This window comes from Microvirga arvi, assembly GCF_016892765.1.
GTDB lineage: Bacteria > Pseudomonadota > Alphaproteobacteria > Rhizobiales > Beijerinckiaceae > Microvirga > Microvirga arvi.
The window spans coordinates 1-16,921 of record NZ_JAFEMD010000003.1; the positions used below are offsets into that span (position 1 = coordinate 1).

Consider the following 16,921-nt stretch of genomic DNA (forward strand, 5'->3'; position numbering starts at 1 on the left):
GCCCTGTATGGCTCGCCTCAATCGGAAGCGCTTGCGCTTCCCACCCCACCCCGGCCTGACGGCCGACCCTCCCCCTCAAGGGGAGGGTAAATGATGGACCCCGCCTTCCTCGCCGTTCAGGCTCTCAGCGGCTTGTCCAGCGCCTCCTCGCTCTTCATCACCGCCTGCGGTCTGACGATCGTCTTCGGCGTCACGCGGATCGTGAACTTTGCCCACGGTTCGCTCTACATGATCGGCGCCTACACGGCCGCGACCCTGGTGCCGCGGTTGCTCGAACTCTCCTTCGGGCCCGTCACCTTCTGGGCCGGCATTCTGATCTCGGCCCTCATCGTCGGCCTCATCGGCGTCATCATAGAAGTTCTGCTCCTGCGGCGCATCTACGGCGCGCCGGAGCTGTTTCAGCTGCTTGCCACCTTCGGAATCGTGCTGGTGGTGCAGGATCTCGTGGTGCAGGTCTTCGGCCCCCAGGACATTCTCGGACCACGCGCGCCGGGATTGCGGGCGCCGGTGGAGATTCTCGGACGGCGATTTCCTTCTTATGAGCTCGTGCTGATTGCAGCCGGCCCCATCGTGCTGGGACTGGTGTGGCTTCTCCTGCGCAAGACCCGCTTCGGCGTTCTGGTGCGGGCCGCTACGCAGGACCGGGACATGGTGGCCTCGCTCGGCGTCAACCAGGCGATGCTGTTCACCGGCACGCTCTTTCTCGGCGCGTTCCTCGCAGGCCTCGGCGGCGCGCTCCAGATCCCGCGCGTTTCGGCCAACACGGGCATGGACCTTTCCATCATCGCGGAGGCCTTCGTCGTCACTGTGGTCGGCGGCATGGGCAGCGTGCCGGGGGCTTTTCTGGCTGCGCTCATCATCGGGCAGCTGCAGGCCTTCGGCATCCTGATCTTCCCGAAGAGCACGCTCATCGTCGTCTTCCTGCTCATGGCGGCGGTGCTGGCGATCCGGCCCTACGGCCTCTTCGGCCGCGCCGAAATCGTTGGCGGAACCCATGCGGTGGGCATTGCCAGCCGCCATCCACTGCCGGGTCGCTCCCTCTTCCTGCTCATCGTCATCGCGGTCCTCGCCTGCTTACCGCTGGTGGCGGATGCGTATCTCCTGAAGGTCGCGACCGAGATCCTGATCTTCGCGCTCTTCGCCTTCAGCCTGCAGCTTCTCATCGGTGTCGGCGGGCTCGTGAGCTTCGGCCACGCCGCCTTCTTCGGCCTCGGCGCCTATGGAGCGGCGCTCGCCGTCAAATGGTACGGCGCCTCGATGGAGGCAGCGCTGCCTCTCGGGCTTGCGCTGGCGGCCCTCGGCGCCGGGTTGGTCGGTGCCTTCGTGGTGCGCCTGTCTGGCATCTATCTCGCCATGATGACGCTCGCCGCCGCCCAGATCCTCTATGCGGTCGCGTTCCAGTGGGTGGACGTGACGGGCGGCGACAACGGCATCGTCGGCGTATGGCCCTCGAGCTGGGCCAGCGGCCCGATCCCTTATTATCTTCTGACCGCGGCGCTGACCCTGGTGACGGTGCTGCTCCTCAAGCGCATCATCGATGCGCCCTTCGGCTATGCCTTGCGCGCGGCCCGCGACTCGGAAGCCCGTGCGGAGGCCATCGGCCTGAACGTTCGTCAGCACCGCTGGATCGCCTTCATGATCGCCGGCGCTGCGGCTGGTCTTGCGGGCGGCCTCTACGCCTTTTCGCGCGGCTCGGTCGACCCGAGCCTGCTCGGCATCTCCACCTCGGTGGACGCGCTCACCATGCTGCTGCTGGGCGGCATCCAGACGATGATGGGACCGCTCGTCGGCGCCGCGGTCCTGCATGCCTTGCGTGACTGGATCATGCCGCTCACGCCGCTCTGGCGCCTGATGCTGGGCCTGAGCATCATCGCCATGGTGCTGATTTTCCCGCGTGGCCTTGTGGGAACCCTCCGGGACTGGCGGGAGGCGCGGGCATGACGCTTCTTGCAGTGAACGGCCTGCATAAATCCTTCGGCAGCGTCGTGGCGGCCCGCGACGTGACCTTCACCGTCGAGCGCGGCGAGATGCTGGCCATCATCGGTCCGAACGGCGCCGGCAAATCCACCGTGTTCAACATGGTCGGCGGCCAGCTCAAGCCCGACCGTGGCCAGGTTCTGCTCGATGGACAGGACATCACCCACACCTTGCCGCAGAAGCGCTTCCGCCGCGGCGTCGGCCGCACCTTCCAGGTGGCGCAGACGTTTCTCTCCATGAGCGCAGCCGAGAACGTGCAGATGGCCCTGATCAGCTGCACTCGCCAGAGCACCGGGCTGTGGATTCCGGCCCGGGAGCGTCATCGCGAGAAGGCGGTCGAGCTGCTCTCCCGGGTCGGCATGGCGGAGGCGGCGGATGTGCACTGCTCTGCGCTCGCCTATGGCGACGTGAAGCGGGTGGAACTCGCCATCGCGCTCGCCGGCCAGCCCAAGCTGCTTCTCATGGACGAGCCCACTGCCGGCATGGCCTCGCGCGAACGGGCGGCCTTGATGGGTCTGACTGTCTCCATCGCCGAATCCCAGGGCATCGGCGTTCTCTTCACCGAGCACGACATGGACGTGGTCTTCGGCCATGCGGCCCGTGTGCTGGTTCTCCTGCGCGGCCAGATCATCGCGGCTGGGACCCCGGACGAGATTCGCCAGGACGAGCAGGTCAGGCGCGCCTATCTCGGTGACGAGCGTGCCCTGGACCGTCCGAAAGGGATGAGCCCCGCATGAGTGGAGAACCGCTGCTCGACATCCGGAACCTGCGTGCCTTCTATGGCCGGGCGCAGGTGCTGTTCGGCCTGTCGATCCATCTCTATCCGGGCGAGGTGGTGGCGCTCGTCGGCCGCAACGGGGCCGGCAAGACCACGACCTTGAAGGCCATCATGGGGCTGATCTCGGCGAGCGCCACCCATGCCACCTTCAAGGGACACTCACTCGGCAAGCTCCCGACCTACAGGATCGCCCGCCTGGGGCTTGGCTATGTGCCGGAGGACCGGCGCATCTTCACCGATCTCACGGTCGAGGAGAACCTGGAGACCGGCCGCAGGCCGGCCGGAGCCAATCGCTCCCCCTGGACGCCGGAACGGCTCTTCCGTCTTTTCCCGAACTTGGCCGAGATGCGGGGGCGGCGGGGCAACCAGATGTCCGGCGGCGAGCAGCAGATGCTCGCCATCGCCCGCACCCTCATGGGCAATCCCGACGCGATCCTGCTCGACGAGCCCTCCGAGGGCATCGCCCCGGTGATCGTCCAGCTGATGGCCGAGGCAATCCGGGCCATGAAGGCGGAGGGCGTGGCGGTGCTGCTCTCGGAACAGAACTGGGCCTTTGCCGCAGGCATCAGCGATCGGGCCTGCGTCATCGAACGGGGAGAGATCCGGTTCCAGGGCTCCATGGCCGAGCTGATGGCGGACGAGGCCCTGAGGGCGGAGACGCTGGGGGTCTAGGACTGTCAAACCTCTGGAAACAAACGGAGCCCTTAAACCATTGACGGGGCGGGCCGAAAGGCCGATATGCAGCCCGTCCGGCGCACCCTCCCGCGCCATATCCCAGAATCCACGCAAAGGAATTCCCGCTTCATGGGCGTCATCCATGTGACCGACCGGGCCGGCCAGCGCCACACCCTCGAGGCCATCGAGGGCTGGCGGGTCATGGAGATCATCAGGGATTGGGGCCTGCCCATCGAGGGCCTGTGCGGCGGGGCCTGCGAATGCGCCACCTGCCACGTCTTCGTGGCCGAGGAGTGGCTGGGCAGGCTCTATCCTGCCACGGACGAGGAAGAGGACCAGCTCGACACCGTAGTGACGAAGCCTAATTCCCGCCTGTCCTGCCAGATCCTGTGGACCCCGGAACTCGACGGCCTGGAAGTCACCCTGGCGCCCACGGGGGCGTAATCCTCAACCTGTCACATTGCCAAGACGGAGAGACCGTGCTTTCGAAAGGTCTCTCGAAGGAGCCTGTTCATGACCGACCATATCGAAACCGACGTCGTCATCATCGGTGCCGGGCCCGTGGGCCTGTTCGCCGTGTTCGAGCTGGGTCTCCTCGACATCAAATGCCATCTGATCGACATCCTGCCGAAGGTGGGCGGCCAGTGCGCCGAGCTCTACCCGGAGAAGCCGATCTACGACATCCCGGGCTTTCCGATGGTCACGGGCCAGGGCCTCGTCGACAACCTCATGGCGCAGATCGAGCCGTTCAACCCGACCTTTCACCTCAACGAGATGGTGGAGAGCCTGGAATCCATCGGCACGCCCGAGGCGCCCCTGTTCCGGGTCAAGACCTCCGAGAACGGGACCACGTTCGTCTGCAAGTCGGTGATCATCGCGGCCGGCGGCGGCTCGTTCCAGCCCAAGAAGCCCCCGATCGACAACATCGAGGCCTACGAGGGCACGAGCGTGTTCTACGCCGTGCGCAAGATGGAGATGTTCCGCAACAAGAAGGTGCTCATCGTCGGCGGCGGCGATTCCGCCCTCGACTGGACCGTGAACCTGCAGCCCATCGCCAAGCGCCTCACCCTGCTCCACCGCCGCGATGCCTTCCGGGCCGCGCCCCATACGGTGGAGAAGATGCGCTCGCTGGTCGCCTCCGGCGACATGGACCTGCATCTCGGGCAGGTGAGCGCGCTCAAGGGCGACAATCACGTTCTGGAGGGCGCCGTGATCCGCAAGGACGACGGCTCGGAACACCTAGTCGAATGCGACGTGATGCTGCCCTTCTTCGGGCTCACCATGAAACTCGGTCCCATCGCCGATTGGGGCCTGAACCTGCACGAGAACCTGGTCCCCGTCGATACGGAAAAGTTCGAGACCAACGTTCCCGGCATCTTCGCCATCGGCGACATCAACACCTATCCGGGCAAGCTGAAGCTCATCCTCTCCGGCTTCCACGAAGGCGCGCTGGCGGCGCAGAAGGTGCATCGCTACGTGTACCCCGAGAAGAAGCTCCTGTTCCAATACACGACCTCGTCCACGAGCCTGCAGAAGAAGCTCGGCGTCGCGGCCTGATGCGGCCTCTCACAGACACCACCTCATCCTGAGGAGGATTGCGTGAGCAATCCGTCTCGAAGGAAGGTCCAGAGAGCACTGGAGCCTCCTTCGAGACGCAGACTGACGTCTGCTCCTCAGGATGGGGTTTTTGGATGAGCCCGACGGTGAATGCTTTTGGACCGTCCCGCTTCCCCTTGCGAAGCGGCCCGGTTCCTGAAACTCTTCGGCCCATGACAAACGCCACCGATCTCATCCTCGGCCGCCGCGTGATGACGATGATCGAGGATCTCGCCCAGCACACGGACGAACCCGGCCGCCTCACGCGCCTCTATCTTTCAAAAGCGCATCGCAAGGCTGCCGAAGCCACGCTCCGCCTGATGCAGGAGGCAGGGCTCGACGCTCATATCGATGCGCTCGGCTCGGTCGTCGGCCGCATCGATGGCAGCCATCCTGATGCCCCTGCCCTTCTCATCGGCTCCCACATCGATTCCGTGGTCGATGCGGGCCGCTATGACGGCAATCTCGGCGTGGTGCTCGGCATCGTCGTGGTCGAGGCTCTGCGCCAGCAGGGGCTTGCCCCCGCCTGCCCCATCGAGATCGTCGCCTTCGGGGATGAGGAGAACGTGCGCTTCCCGACCAACCTCTCCACCTCCCAGGCGCTGGCCGGACGCTTCAATCCGGCTTGGCTCGACGGCCGGGACCAGGACGGCATCGCGTTGCGCGATGCGCTGATCGCCTTCGGCGGCGATCCCGAGGGCGCAGCAGGGCTCGCCCGCGACCCGGCGCGCTATCGCGGCTATCTCGAGGTGCATATTGAGCAGGGCCCGCTGCTCGAGGCGAAGGACCTGCCGGTCGGCATCGTCTCCGCCATCAACGGCATCACGAGAGCCCGCTGCAGTGTGACCGGCGAAGCGGGCCATGCGGGCACCGTTCCGATGAGCATGCGCCGCGACGCGCTGGCGGCGGTCGCCGAGATGATCGGCATCGTGGAGCGTGCGGGCTCCACGCGCACCGACACGGTGGCAACGGTCGGCGTCGCCCAGGTGCAGCCCGGCGCCATCAACGTCATTCCGGCGCGCGTCGACTTCACCCTCGATGCGCGCTCGCCGGACGATGCGGTGCGCGAGGCCATGGTGCAGGACATCGTGACTGAATGCCAGGCGGCGGCCCAAAGGCGCGGCGTGGACTTCACCATTGAGCCGTTCATGGAATCGCCGGCGACCCCCATGGACAAGGAACTGATCGCGCGGCTCGAAGGCGCCGTGCGCAGCCTCGGCACGGAGCCGTTTCATCTGTCCTCCGGCGCGGGCCACGACGCGGTCGCGATGGCCATTCTCTGCCCCTCCGCCATGCTGTTCGTGCGCTGCAAGGGCGGCATCAGCCACAACCCGGCGGAGTCGATCACAGTCGAAGATGCGGATGCGGCAGCGCGCGTGCTGATCGAGGCCGTGAACAGGATCGCCGTTTAAGCCCGAATCCGGTCAGCCGCGCCACTCGTCCGCAAGCACGGCCCAGCGCTCGTGATCGCGCCAGTCGCCGTCGATCTTCAGGTAGCGGGGCGAGTAGCCTTCCAGGCGAAAGCCGAGGCGCTTGGCGAGGGCGCGGGAGGGTTCGTTGCCGGGCTGGATGTTGGCCTCCACCCGGTGCAGCCCGAGTTCGCGAAAGGCATGCGTGACCACCAGCCCCACGGCCTCGCTCATCAGGCCGCGTCCGCTCATGCCGACCATGCCGTAATAGCCCATATAGGCGCTCTGGAAGAAGCCGCGCACGATCTCGCTCAGGTTCACGACGCCGACGATCCGCCCGCTCTCCCGCTCGCGAGCGATGAAGCCCATGGAGCGATCCCCGTCGCAGCGATTGAGGTAGCCGAGAAAGCTTGCGTGATCGCGGCAGGGCGACACCCAGGGCTCGTGCAAGGCGATGCTCGCGAGGTTGGCGGTCACCAGCTCGGCGGCGTCGGAGGCATGGACGGGGCGGATCACAACGCGTGACAACATGGGGTTCATTCCGGCTTCAGGAACCATGGCATAGACCTGCCGTTGTCGTCAGCCCCTCCCAACAAAAGGAATGGACATGCGAGCCATCATTCTCCCCGCTTTCGCCCTTGCTCTCGGCGCCGGATTCTTTGCGGCTCCTCAGGAGGCTCACGCGCGTTTCAGCCCCGAGCAGATCCAGGCGCCGTCGCTCGTGGACGATGTGGCCTGCGTGACGCGGCGCGTGCGCAGCGTTCGTCCCAACGGCAGCGTGGTCTATCGCACCGTGCGGCAGTGCGGCGTAAGGCCAGGGTGGGCTGGTCCTAATCGCTGCCGCTGGGTGCAGGAGCGTGTCTATCGCCCGAACGGCAATGTGGTCGTGCGCAACGTCCGCCGGTGCCGCTGATCGGCCTCGACGCCAAGCGCTTCAGGGCCCGGGACACCGGGCCCTTTTCTTTTTACTCCAGCTCGCCGATGACGCTCTCCACGGCCGCGACGACGGCGCCGGAGCGCAAGAGGTCGAGGGCCTGGCGCATCTCGGTGGCATACCAGCGGTCGCCATCGAGGGCCGGCGGGATGACGGCGCGGATCGCCTCCATCGCGGCGCGCGAGCCTTTGCCGAGCGGATGATCCCCGGCGAGCGGCTCCACGAGGGACAGCGCCTGGGCCGCCATCAAGAGTTCGCCCGCCACGATCTGCTCCACGTTCTCCATGATGATGCGCGCCTTGCGCCCGCACCAGGTGGAATTGGAGACATGATCCTCGGCATTGGACTTGCCGGGAATCGAATCGACCGAGCCCGGCGTCGCAAGCCCGCGGTTCTCCATCACCAGCGCCGACATAGAGCATTGCACGGTGGCAAAGCCGGTGTTGAGCCCGCGCTTGCCCGCCAGCAGGTTGCGCGGCAGGCCGTAGGACATGGTGGGATCGATGAGGCGCGCGAGGCGCCGCTCGGAGATGGCGCCGAGATCCGCCATGGCGATGCTCAGGAAATCCATGGCCTGCGCCATGTACTGCCCGTGGAAATGCCCTCCTGAGATCGACACGTAGCCGCCCTGGCCGTCATCGAAGATGAGCGGATTGTCGGTGGCGGAGTTCATCTCCGTACCGACGATGCGCTCCACATATTCCACCGCCTCGACGGCAGGCCCGTGAACCTGCGGCGTGCAGCGCAGCGAATAGACATCCTGGACGCGGGGAGAAGCCGGCTGTCCGGGCTGGCGCGGCTCGTCGGGGAAGACGATGTCGCGGGCTGACTGCGAGCAGCGCCGCGTGCCGTCGAGAACCCGCAGCAGGTTGCGCGCCACGCGCGCCTGACCGGGATGCGGACGCGCCTTGTGCACGCGCGGGTCGAAGGCAGCGAGCTCGCCGCGCATGGCTTCCAGCGAGAGGCACATGGCGATATCGGCGTGCTTGAGCAGGCGGCGTGCGTCGTGGGTCGCGAGAGCGCCGAGCGCGAGCGACGTGGTGGAGCCGTTGATCAGCGCTGAGGCATCCTTCGCGCCGAGCTCGAAATCCGGATCGAAGCCCGCGGCGGCAATCGCCTCGCGCGCCGGCATGACGCGGCCCTGATAGATCATGTCGGCTTCCTCGAACCCGCACACGGCGCCGGCCATGTGCGCGAGCGGCGCGAGATCGCCCGAGGCGCCCACGGAGCCTTTCTGCGGAATCACCGGATGCAGGCCCGCATTGAGGAAGGCGAGCAGACGCTCCACCAGTTCGACCTGCGGGCCGGAATAGTTCGACGCGAAGGCATTGGCGCGCAGCAGCATCATGGCGCGCGTCACATCCTCGGCGAAGGGCTCGCCGATTCCGGTGGCGTGGGCGTACACGGTCTTGCGCTGATAGGCCGCCATGTCGGCAATCAGCACGCGCTGGTCCTTGAACAGGCCGACACCGGTGTTGAAGGCATACATCAGCGGGGCATCGTCATGCATCCAGGTGCGGTCGATGTAGGCCCGCGTCGCCGCGATCCGCTCGCGCGCCTCCGGGGCGAGGGCTGCTTGCGCGAAGGCCCCTTGAGCATCGCGGCGCGCCACGCGCACCACGTCCTGAATGCCGAGAGTGGCCCCGTCGAGCTTGACCGTCATCGCTGTTCCTCACGTTGAAGAAGAAGGGATACCGGGGCTTCCTGCGCGGTGCAACCGCCGCCTTGGGTTGATGTTTCGTGAGCGTCATCCCGGACGGCGTGAGCCGATCCGGGATCGGGCGCAAAACCAAGCGCCGGAACCTCGCCACTGTCATCCCCGCGCAGGCGGGGATCCATAACCACGACAGTTGGAGGAAAGGCGCAGCGGCCTCTGCTTTGCTCGTTCTGCACTGTCAGCGGCTATGGATCCCGGGCTCTGCTGCGCAGCCCCGGGATGACAGCGCTCTCCTCGTCCCGCGATCCCGGATCGCCTGCGGCGTCCGGGATAACGGCTGTGTCTGTCAAAGAGCCAGCGCCTTGGGGCCCGCAGCGTGAGCTGCGAGCCTTGCGGGGAGATCGAGGGTGGCGCGTCGGGCAGCCCGGCTCGATGGTGTGATTGGAAAGTGAGAGCCGGACTGCTCGTCACGCGCGGTTTGTTTCAGCGGACCTGGATCAAGCCAGGATCGGCCACCCGCGATCACAGGGTTGCGAGACCTGCGGCGGGACCGCTCCCTGCCCCACTCTTGCGACGCCTCGCGAGCGCGCCCCTCGAGGGCGGGGATAGGGAATGATATAGCCCAGCTTAGGACAACTGTCAAGAACAAAATGAGAACGCGCCACCTGCCCTCTCCCCTGTGCGGGAGAGGGTGGCCCTCGCGTCAGCGAGGGTCGGGAGAGGGGCGGTGCGAGACCGATGACGTCCCCTCTCCCGGCTCACTTTCGTTCGCCACCCTCCCCCGCAAAGGGGGGAGGGTTCGCGCGCCTCATCCTGCACGCGATCCCGGATTGTTGCTGCGCTGCGTCCAGGACGACGGCGGTGCTCCTTGCTCACAACAAGAAGGCCTCGGCTGCGCCGAGGCCCTTACTTCATATTGAACTGGTCGAAGCCGCAATCACACCCGACCCAACCGCTTCGTGGTCTGCGGGTCGAAGAGGTGGACGTTGGCGGGCTCGACTGCGAGGGCAAGCCTGCGGGTATCGGCGGGGAGCTGGCCGGTGGAGGCCTGCACGATGAATTCGGCGCCGGCCACCTTGCCGTGAAAGAGCTGGGTGGCGCCGAGTTCCTCGACGAAGTCCACATCCATGGAGAGGGAGCTCGTGCCCGTGCCGCCGGCCTGCACGTCCTCGGGCCGCAGGCCCACCTCGATGGCGGAGCCGGGGGTGAGGCCCTCGCGCATGTCGGTGACGGCGATCGACTGGCCGCCGATGGAGACGCGGCCGGGGGCTTCCACCGTTCCGGGCAGGATGTTCATGGGCGGGGAGCCGATGAAGGTAGCCACGAACCGGGTCTCGGGACGGCGATAGACCTCCGAGGGGGTGCCGACCTGCTCGATCTGTCCACCGGACATCACCACGAGCTTGTCGGAAAGCGTCATCGCCTCGACCTGGTCGTGGGTCACGTAGATCGAGGTCACGCCGAGCGCCCGCTGGAGGCGCTTGATCTCGACGCGCATCTGGACGCGCAGCTTGGCGTCGAGGTTGGAGAGCGGCTCGTCGAAGAGGAACACCTGGGGCTTGCGCACGATGGCGCGGCCCATGGCGACGCGCTGGCGTTGGCCGCCGGAGAGCTGGCGCGGCTTGCGGGCGAGGAACGACTCGATCGCGAGGATGCGGGCGGCTTCCTTCACGCGCTTCTCGATCTCGTCCTTCGGCGTGCCGCGGTTCTTCAGGCCATAGGCCATGTTGTCGTAGACGCTCATATGCGGATAGAGCGCGTAGTTCTGGAACACCATGGCGATGTCGCGGTCGGCGGGCTCGACTTGGTTCACAATCCGGTCGCCGATCTTCACCTCGCCGCCGGAGATCGTCTCGAGGCCGGCAATCATGCGCAGCAGCGTGGACTTGCCGCAGCCCGACGGGCCGACCAGCACGCAGAAGGAGCCGTCCTCGATGCCGAGCGACACGCCCTTCACGGCCTCCACATTGCCCGCGTAAACCTTCCTGACCGTATCGAGCGTCACCCCTGCCATCGTACTCTTCCTTTAATCGTGGCCCGCTCTGCTCAAGGCATCGGGCGAAAACAGTTCAAGCTTCTGAGAAGGAGCTCTCGCGGCTTTTCACCGCGAGGGCCGTGCGCAGGTCAGCGCGTCACTTCTCCGTTTCGACGAGACCCTTCACGAAGAGCCTCTGCATGAAGATCACCACCAGCACCGGCGGCAGCATCGCGAGCACCGCGGTGGTCATCGCAATCTGCCATTCGGTGAGCGCATCCGTCGTGGTGATCATCTTCTTGATGCCGATGACGATGGTCTGCATCGAGCTCTTGGTGGTGATCAGCAGCGGCCAGAGATACTGGTTCCAGCCGTAGATGAACTGGATCACGAAAAGCGCCGCGATCGTCGTCATGGAAAGCGGAAGCAGCGTGTCCTTGAAGAAACGGAACGCGCCGGCGCCGTCGATTTTTGAGGCTTCGAGCAGCTCGTCCGGGATCGTCATGAAGAACTGCCGGAAGAGCAGCGTGCCCGTTGCCGAGGCGATGAGAGGCATGACGAGACCGGTATAGGTATCGAGCAGCCCCAGATCCGCGACGATCTTGTAGGTCGGATAGATGCGCACCTCGACCGGAAGCATCAATGTGATGAAGATGATCCAGAACGCGGTCTTGCGGAACGGGAATTTGAAGTACACCACCGCAAAGGCTGATAGGATCGAGATCAGGATCTTCCCGATCGCGATTCCGAGCGCCATGATCATCGAGTTGAACATCATGCCGGCGACGGGCTCGCGCGCATGCACGCCGCCGTAGAACAGCGCCCGCGGATAGTTCACGGCGGCCTGATCCCCCGGCACCAGCGGCATGTTGCCGTTAATGATGGTGGCGGCATCGAAGGTCGAGGCCATGATCGCCAGATAGACCGGGAAAGCCACGATGACGACGCCCAGGGCGAGTGTCAGATAGGCCATGAATTGGGCGAAGGGACGATTCTCGACCATCAGTACTGCACCTTGCGCTCGACATAACGGAACTGGATGGCGGTGAGCGCGATCACGATGATCATCAGGATCACCGACTGGGCGGCCGAGCCGCCGAGATCGCCGCCGAGACGGCCGTCCGCATAGACCTTGTAGACGAGAGTCGTGGTCTGCCCGGCGGGACCGCCGCCCGTCACGGCATCGATGATGCCGAAGGTGTCGAAGAACACGTAGACGATGTTGACCACGAGCAGGAAGAACGTGGTGGGCGACAGAAGTGGGAAGATCACCGTCCAGAAGCGGCGCAGGGGGCCGGCGCCGTCGATGGCGGCCGCCTCGATCACACTCTTCGGGATTGCCTGAAGGCCGGCCAGGAAGAACAGGAAGTTGTAGCTGATCTGCTTCCAGGTGGCGGAGAGAACCAGGAGCGTCATGGCGTGATTGGCATTGAGCATCGGATTCCAGTCGATGCCGACTGCCTTGATCGGCTTCGAGAGCGTGCCCAATGTCGGGTGGAACATGAAGATCCACAACACGCCCGCGATGGCGGGAGCCACCGCATAGGGCCAGATCAGCAAGGTCTTGAAGACATGCCCACCGCGGATGTTCTTGTCTGCCTGGGTGGCCAGAAGCAGCGCGCAGCCGAGCGAGAAGAAGGCGACGAGCGACGAGAAGATCGCCGTCGTGGTCATCGCCCGGTAATATTCGGGCTGCTCGAACAGGCTCACGTAATTCTCAAAGCCGACGAATTCGGACGCGAGGCCGAAGGCGTCTTCCCGTAGGAAGGATTGCCAGATGGCCTGGGAAGCCGGCCAGTAGAAGAAGATGACGGTGATCGCCATCTGCGGAAGGATCAGCAGGAGCGGCAGCGTCCAGCCTGAAATGTGAGCTCGTTTTTCCATCGCTTTTACGGCTGTCCGGGGATGGGGCAGATGCGGCAGCAACCGGTCTGCGAAGGTTATCTATAAGATCATCCCGGACCGCTTATCGAAGCCGTCCGGGATGAAGGTAAGCACAGATCGGTTCAGTTTAGCGGACGGTGCGCTCGAACTGACGCAGGATCTGGTTGGAGCGGTTCACGGCGGAGTCGAGAGCGTCCTTGGCCGACTTCTGGCCGGCGAGAGCAGCCTCGATCTCCTCGGAGACCACGTCACGGATCTGGACCATGTTGCCGAAGCGCAGACCGCGGGAATTCTCGGTCGGCTCCTTGTTGGTCAGCTCGATGAGCGCCGTCTGGAGAGGGGGGTTCTTCTCATAGAAGCCCGAAGCCTTGGTCTTCTCGTAGGCTGCCTTGGTGATCGGGAGATAGCCCGATTCCTGGTGCAGCTTCGCCTGGCGGTCCGTGTCCGACAGGAAGGTGAAGAACTTGGCCACGCCCTTGTACTCGTCAGGCTTCTTGCCGCCCATGACCCAGAGCGAAGCACCGCCGATGATCGAGTTCTGCGGAGCGCCCTGGATGTCCGGATAGTACGGCATCGGCGCATTGGCCCAGTCGAACTTCGCGTTGGCCTTCACGTTGCCGTAGAAGCCCGACGAGGTGAGGAAGATCGCGCATTCGCCGGAGGTGAAGCGGCCTTCCGAGCGGCTGTCGCGGCCGGAATAGTCATAAGTTTTGTCCTTCTGCAGATCGACGAGGTTCTGCAGGTGCTTCACATGGGCCGGAGAGTTGAACTTCATCTCCGTGTCGAAGCCGTCGAGACCGTTGGCCTTGGTGGCCATCGGGATGTTGTGCCAGGCGGAGAACTGCTCGACGTTCGCCCAGGGTGCCCAGGCGTTCGAGAAGCCGCAGGTCTCATGGCCGGCGGCCTTGAGCTTCTTGCCGGCTTCGAACACCTGCGGCCAGGTCTTCGGAATCTCGGTAATGCCGGCCTTCTTCAGCTCGTCCTTGTTGATCCACATGACCATCGAGGAGGAGTTGAACGGCATGGAGAGCATCTCGCCCTTCGCCGTGGAGTAGTAGCCGGTGATCGCCGGGAGATAAGCCTGCGGATCGAACTTCTCGCCTGCTTCCTTCATCATCTCCTGGACCGGCTTGATCGCGCCGCGGGCGCCCATCATGGTCGCCGTGCCGACTTCGAACACCTGCAGGATGTGGGGAGCGTTGCCGGCGCGGAACGCGGCGATGCCGGCGTTCAGGGTATCGGCGTACTGGCCCTTGTAGCTGACGACGACCTTATAGTCTTTCTGGGAAGCGTTGAACTCTTCAGCCAGCTTGTTGACGACGTCGTTGTTGGCACCGGTCATGGCGTGCCACCACTGGATCTCCGTCTGGGCGAAGGCGGAGGTGCTCGTCGCAAGGCCGAGGGCCAGCGCGCCGAGAAGGGACTTCTTCATCATACTTGTCTCTCCCATGTCATCCCGTCCGGGACGTTCTTGTCGTTCATCATCCCTGCGTTAAGCCCGGATGACGTTACTATGACGAAAACATGACAATCATAGCCGGCTTCAAAATGGAAGCCCTTTCATCCAAAAGGCTTAATGCGCGGCACCGGGAACAGGCCGGAGCGCCTCTTCGTTGAGGGAGTATCCCAACGGAAGAGCTCCATGCCCCAGATGATCGCAGCCCTGTTCGGAGATCCCGCCCAGGCCCGTCAGGCCCTCCAGTCCCTGCTCGAGACAGGCATTGCCCAGAGCCGAATCGTTGCCGTCGGCAACCGGGATGCCCGCGAGATCTCCTCCATCTCCGGCTTCCGCAGCCTCGCCGTGCCGGACGATTCCATGGCAGTCCTCCACGACCTGAACCTGCCCGAATCCGACTTGCGGGTGTTCGAGCAGGGCCTTCGCAGGGGGCTGACCCTGATCGCAGCCCGGGTCGACCGGGAGAATGCCGAGGAGGCCGCGCGCGTGCTGGAGATGTTCGACCCTGTCGATCTCGACGGCAGCAGCCGCGAATGGCTCGGATCAGGCGGGTCGGATCAGGCAGGCGTCGATGTGGGTGCGCCGCTCGGCGCCGGGATCACCGGCGGCTCCGGCGGCGGAACGACCAATACGGGCACCCTGCCCGGCATGGGCCTCATGGCGGAAGGCGCGGACGATCTCGGCACTACGGATCTGAGGACGGGCGAGTTCGCGCAAGGCAACCAGGGATCGGGCACGACAACCGGCACCGGCGCGCGCCGCAGCGACGAACGGTCCGACCGGGAAGGCGTCAACGAACTGGCCGTCGACACCCAGCCTTCTCCGGACCAGCCCGGCCTGATGCAGCGCCACATGAACCGGGGCGGCCGGATCTGGGCCTACCGCACGAGCGACGAAGGCGGCCTTTAGATCACATTCCGCTCAAGAAGCGGCCGGTTGGCGAGAACGCGCTCGTAGCCGAGGTCCGCGAGATCGAGCGTGCGGTAGCCGCCGTGGACGATCAGCTCGGCCAGCCCCCGTCCGATGGCCGGAGCCTGCTGCAGGCCGTGGCCCGAAAAGCCGTTGCAGAGGTAGAAGTTCTTCAGCTCGCCCGCCCGGCCGACGATGGCGTTGTGGTCGAGCAGGCACATGTCGTAGGGACCCGACCAGGCGCGACCCGGCCTGATCGCCTCGAAGGCCGGCACACGGTGGGCGAGAGACGGCCAGATGAACTCCTCGAAGAACGCGTGATCGATCTCCTGGCTTGCGGGATCCGCATCGAACCAGTCGGGATCCAGGTCCGCTTCCGGCGAGGCGCCGCAGATGAAGTGGCCCTCGCCTTCCGGACGGACATAGGCGCCCGACGTATCGATGAGCAGCGGGCAGTTCTCCACCGGATCCTTGCAGGCGAAGGTGAAGACATAGCGCCGCTTGGCCTGGACCGGAATGTCGAGCCCCGCCATGGCGGCGAGGGCCCGCCCGCCCGAGCCGGCGCAGTTGACGAGCGTGCCGCAGGCGATCCGCGTGCCGTCCTTGAGACGCACCGCCGTGATGGTGCCGCCGTCCCGCTCGATCTCAGCCACTTCGCCCTTCACGTATTCGGCGCCGAGCGAGCGCGCCTTCTTGCGGAAGGCCTGGAGCAGGCCCCAGCCGTCGAACCAGCCCTCGCCTGAACGACCCCAGGTGCCGGCCGCGAGATCCTCCACGTTGAGCCAGGGAAAGCGGCTTTTGAGCTCGTCCGGCTTCAGGAACAGGATGTCGGCGCCTTCCGCCGCCTGCAGCGCCTGGTTCTCGCGCAGAACCTGCTCGCCGGCGTCCGACGCGCAATAGAGATAGCCGCCCTCCTTCAGCCCGATCTCCGGCCGCTCGCCCTCGACCGCCAGATGATCGCCGATGCCGCGCAGGAACTGGATTCCATAGAGCGAGATGCGGATGTTCACGGCACTCGAATATTGCTGCCGGATCGAGGCGGCTGAGAGGGCCGAGGCCGAGAGCTGATAGGTCGGATCCTTCTCGACCACGATGACGCGCCCCTTGAAGCCGGAATCGGCGAGCAGGTGATAGGCCGCGGAAGAGCCCATGACGGCGCCGCCGACGATCACGATATCGGCTGAATGGGAGGCTGCAGAGGTCATCGTTCGAATTTCGTTGAGAGGATGATGGAAGACTGAGTGCGCTCGACTCCCTCGACCGCACCGATCCTGTCGATGGCGGCGTCCAGGGAGGGAACGTCCTGTGCCTCTACCACCGCCAGGAGATCGAAGACACCCGCGACCGAATGAAGCGCGCGCAACTCAGGCATGCGCTGAAGCGCCGACACGACACCGCCCGACGCCTTCGGCGCCACCACGATGGTCACATGCGCCCGCACCATACGGCTGGTGACCTCCTCCGCGAGCCGCAGGGTGTAGCCGGCGATGACGCCCCGGCGCTCCAGGCTTTCGACCCGCGCCTGCACCGTGGTGCGGGAGAGCTTCAGGCGGCGGGCGGCCTCGGCATGGCCGATCCGGGCGTTATCCCGCAGCAGGGCAATCAAGGCGCGATCCGTGGCATCCAGCATCACAATGACCAGTCACGATGGCAATATGCCGAAAGCTACTC

The 16,921-nt window shown here is 65.3% G+C and carries 16 protein-coding genes; 8 read left to right on the forward strand and 8 right to left on the reverse strand.

All coding sequences use genetic code 11. The features are described from left to right. The first annotated feature begins 93 nt into the window (after positions 1-93). From ILT44_RS02400 to ILT44_RS02425, 6 genes are all read left to right on the forward strand, one after another. Entirely contained in the window at positions 94-1,941 is a 1,848-nt protein-coding gene (locus tag ILT44_RS02400) for an ABC transporter permease (RefSeq protein ID WP_204237966.1), read from the forward strand. Continuing rightward, positions 1,938-2,714, forward strand: a complete 777-nt coding sequence (locus ILT44_RS02405) for an ABC transporter ATP-binding protein (RefSeq protein ID WP_204238150.1) — start codon at positions 1,938-1,940, stop codon at positions 2,712-2,714. The genes ILT44_RS02400 and ILT44_RS02405 overlap by 4 nt, the downstream gene beginning before the upstream one ends. Next, complete coding sequence (locus ILT44_RS02410; RefSeq protein ID WP_204237967.1) at positions 2,711-3,427, forward strand: ABC transporter ATP-binding protein; 717 nt, start codon at positions 2,711-2,713, stop codon at positions 3,425-3,427. Before ILT44_RS02405 ends, ILT44_RS02410 begins: the two co-directional genes overlap by 4 nt. Positions 3,428-3,559: 132 nt before the next feature. Further along, positions 3,560-3,874: a 2Fe-2S iron-sulfur cluster-binding protein gene (locus ILT44_RS02415; RefSeq protein WP_204237968.1), complete on the forward strand. Its 315-nt coding sequence runs from the start codon at positions 3,560-3,562 to the stop codon at positions 3,872-3,874. A 69-nt stretch (positions 3,875-3,943) separates the two neighbouring features. Continuing rightward, on the forward strand, positions 3,944-4,987 hold the full coding sequence (locus ILT44_RS02420) for an NAD(P)/FAD-dependent oxidoreductase (RefSeq protein ID WP_204237969.1): 1,044 nt from the start codon (positions 3,944-3,946) through the stop codon (positions 4,985-4,987). A gap of 212 nt (positions 4,988-5,199) precedes the next feature. Continuing rightward, positions 5,200-6,438, forward strand: coding sequence for an allantoate amidohydrolase (locus tag ILT44_RS02425; RefSeq protein WP_204237970.1), 1,239 nt, complete (start codon positions 5,200-5,202; stop codon positions 6,436-6,438). A gap of 12 nt (positions 6,439-6,450) precedes the next feature. Here the strand turns inward: ILT44_RS02425 and ILT44_RS02430 are convergent, their stop codons facing one another. After that, complete coding sequence (locus tag ILT44_RS02430) at positions 6,451-6,966, reverse strand: GNAT family N-acetyltransferase (RefSeq protein ID WP_204237971.1); 516 nt, start codon at positions 6,964-6,966, stop codon at positions 6,451-6,453. A gap of 76 nt (positions 6,967-7,042) precedes the next feature. Here ILT44_RS02430 and ILT44_RS02435 point away from each other — a divergent pair, with 76 nt between their 5' ends. After that, positions 7,043-7,348, forward strand: coding sequence for a hypothetical protein (locus ILT44_RS02435; RefSeq protein ID WP_204237972.1), 306 nt, complete (start codon positions 7,043-7,045; stop codon positions 7,346-7,348). Between the two features lie 52 nt (positions 7,349-7,400). Here the strand turns inward: ILT44_RS02435 and ILT44_RS02440 are convergent, their stop codons facing one another. The 5 genes from ILT44_RS02440 to ugpB form a co-directional block, all read right to left on the reverse strand. Next, positions 7,401-9,032: an HAL/PAL/TAL family ammonia-lyase gene (locus tag ILT44_RS02440; protein ID WP_204237973.1), complete on the reverse strand. Its 1,632-nt coding sequence runs from the start codon at positions 9,030-9,032 to the stop codon at positions 7,401-7,403. Between the two features lie 931 nt (positions 9,033-9,963). Continuing rightward, positions 9,964-11,040 carry a sn-glycerol-3-phosphate import ATP-binding protein UgpC gene (locus ILT44_RS02445; RefSeq protein ID WP_204237974.1) on the reverse strand — a complete coding sequence of 359 codons (1,077 nt, stop codon included), beginning with the start codon at positions 11,038-11,040 and terminating at the stop codon, positions 9,964-9,966. 118 nt (positions 11,041-11,158) lie between these two features. Further along, positions 11,159-12,004 (reverse strand): sn-glycerol-3-phosphate ABC transporter permease UgpE, encoded by an 846-nt coding sequence (gene ugpE, locus ILT44_RS02450; RefSeq protein ID WP_204237975.1) that lies wholly within the window; start codon positions 12,002-12,004, stop codon positions 11,159-11,161. Beyond that, positions 12,004-12,885, reverse strand: a complete 882-nt coding sequence (gene ugpA, locus ILT44_RS02455; RefSeq protein ID WP_204237976.1) for a sn-glycerol-3-phosphate ABC transporter permease UgpA — start codon at positions 12,883-12,885, stop codon at positions 12,004-12,006. The genes ugpE and ugpA overlap by 1 nt, the downstream gene beginning before the upstream one ends. 127 nt (positions 12,886-13,012) lie before the next feature. Further along, entirely contained in the window at positions 13,013-14,320 is a 1,308-nt protein-coding gene (ugpB, locus tag ILT44_RS02460) for a sn-glycerol-3-phosphate ABC transporter substrate-binding protein UgpB (RefSeq protein ID WP_204237977.1), read from the reverse strand. 207 nt (positions 14,321-14,527) lie between these two features. On the opposite strand from ugpB, the gene ILT44_RS02465 reads away from it, so the two are divergent. Then, positions 14,528-15,250, forward strand: a complete 723-nt coding sequence (locus ILT44_RS02465; protein WP_204237978.1) for a hypothetical protein — start codon at positions 14,528-14,530, stop codon at positions 15,248-15,250. Here the strand turns inward: ILT44_RS02465 and ILT44_RS02470 are convergent. Together ILT44_RS02470 and ILT44_RS02475 are read right to left on the reverse strand one after the other, a co-directional pair. Further along, positions 15,247-16,455: an NAD(P)/FAD-dependent oxidoreductase gene (locus tag ILT44_RS02470; protein WP_204237979.1), complete on the reverse strand. Its 1,209-nt coding sequence runs from the start codon at positions 16,453-16,455 to the stop codon at positions 15,247-15,249. The genes ILT44_RS02465 and ILT44_RS02470 overlap by 4 nt on opposite strands. Further along, positions 16,452-16,880: an Lrp/AsnC family transcriptional regulator gene (locus tag ILT44_RS02475; protein ID WP_204237980.1), complete on the reverse strand. Its 429-nt coding sequence runs from the start codon at positions 16,878-16,880 to the stop codon at positions 16,452-16,454. Before ILT44_RS02475 ends, ILT44_RS02470 begins: the two co-directional genes overlap by 4 nt. Between the last annotated feature and the right edge of the window lie 41 nt (positions 16,881-16,921).

Bases quoted from the DNA above. Each gene is read 5' to 3' on its own strand.
- ILT44_RS02400 (WP_204237966.1), top strand. From the start codon at position 94: ATGGACCCCGCCTTCCTCGCCGTTCAGGCTCTCAGCGGCTTGTCCAGC.
- ILT44_RS02405 (WP_204238150.1), top strand. From the start codon at position 1,938: ATGACGCTTCTTGCAGTGAACGGCCTGCATAAATCCTTCGGCAGCGTC.
- ILT44_RS02410 (WP_204237967.1), top strand. From the start codon at position 2,711: ATGAGTGGAGAACCGCTGCTCGACATCCGGAACCTGCGTGCCTTCTAT.
- ILT44_RS02415 (WP_204237968.1), top strand. From the start codon at position 3,560: ATGGGCGTCATCCATGTGACCGACCGGGCCGGCCAGCGCCACACCCTC.
- ILT44_RS02420 (WP_204237969.1), top strand. From the start codon at position 3,944: ATGACCGACCATATCGAAACCGACGTCGTCATCATCGGTGCCGGGCCC.
- ILT44_RS02425 (WP_204237970.1), top strand. From the start codon at position 5,200: ATGACAAACGCCACCGATCTCATCCTCGGCCGCCGCGTGATGACGATG.
- ILT44_RS02430 (WP_204237971.1), bottom strand. From the start codon at position 6,966: ATGTTGTCACGCGTTGTGATCCGCCCCGTCCATGCCTCCGACGCCGCC.
- ILT44_RS02435 (WP_204237972.1), top strand. From the start codon at position 7,043: ATGCGAGCCATCATTCTCCCCGCTTTCGCCCTTGCTCTCGGCGCCGGA.
- ILT44_RS02440 (WP_204237973.1), bottom strand. From the start codon at position 9,032: ATGACGGTCAAGCTCGACGGGGCCACTCTCGGCATTCAGGACGTGGTG.
- ILT44_RS02445 (WP_204237974.1), bottom strand. From the start codon at position 11,040: ATGGCAGGGGTGACGCTCGATACGGTCAGGAAGGTTTACGCGGGCAAT.
- ugpE (WP_204237975.1), bottom strand. From the start codon at position 12,004: ATGGTCGAGAATCGTCCCTTCGCCCAATTCATGGCCTATCTGACACTC.
- ugpA (WP_204237976.1), bottom strand. From the start codon at position 12,885: ATGGAAAAACGAGCTCACATTTCAGGCTGGACGCTGCCGCTCCTGCTG.
- ugpB (WP_204237977.1), bottom strand. From the start codon at position 14,320: ATGATGAAGAAGTCCCTTCTCGGCGCGCTGGCCCTCGGCCTTGCGACG.
- ILT44_RS02465 (WP_204237978.1), top strand. From the start codon at position 14,528: ATGCCCCAGATGATCGCAGCCCTGTTCGGAGATCCCGCCCAGGCCCGT.
- ILT44_RS02470 (WP_204237979.1), bottom strand. From the start codon at position 16,455: ATGACCTCTGCAGCCTCCCATTCAGCCGATATCGTGATCGTCGGCGGC.
- ILT44_RS02475 (WP_204237980.1), bottom strand. From the start codon at position 16,880: ATGCTGGATGCCACGGATCGCGCCTTGATTGCCCTGCTGCGGGATAAC.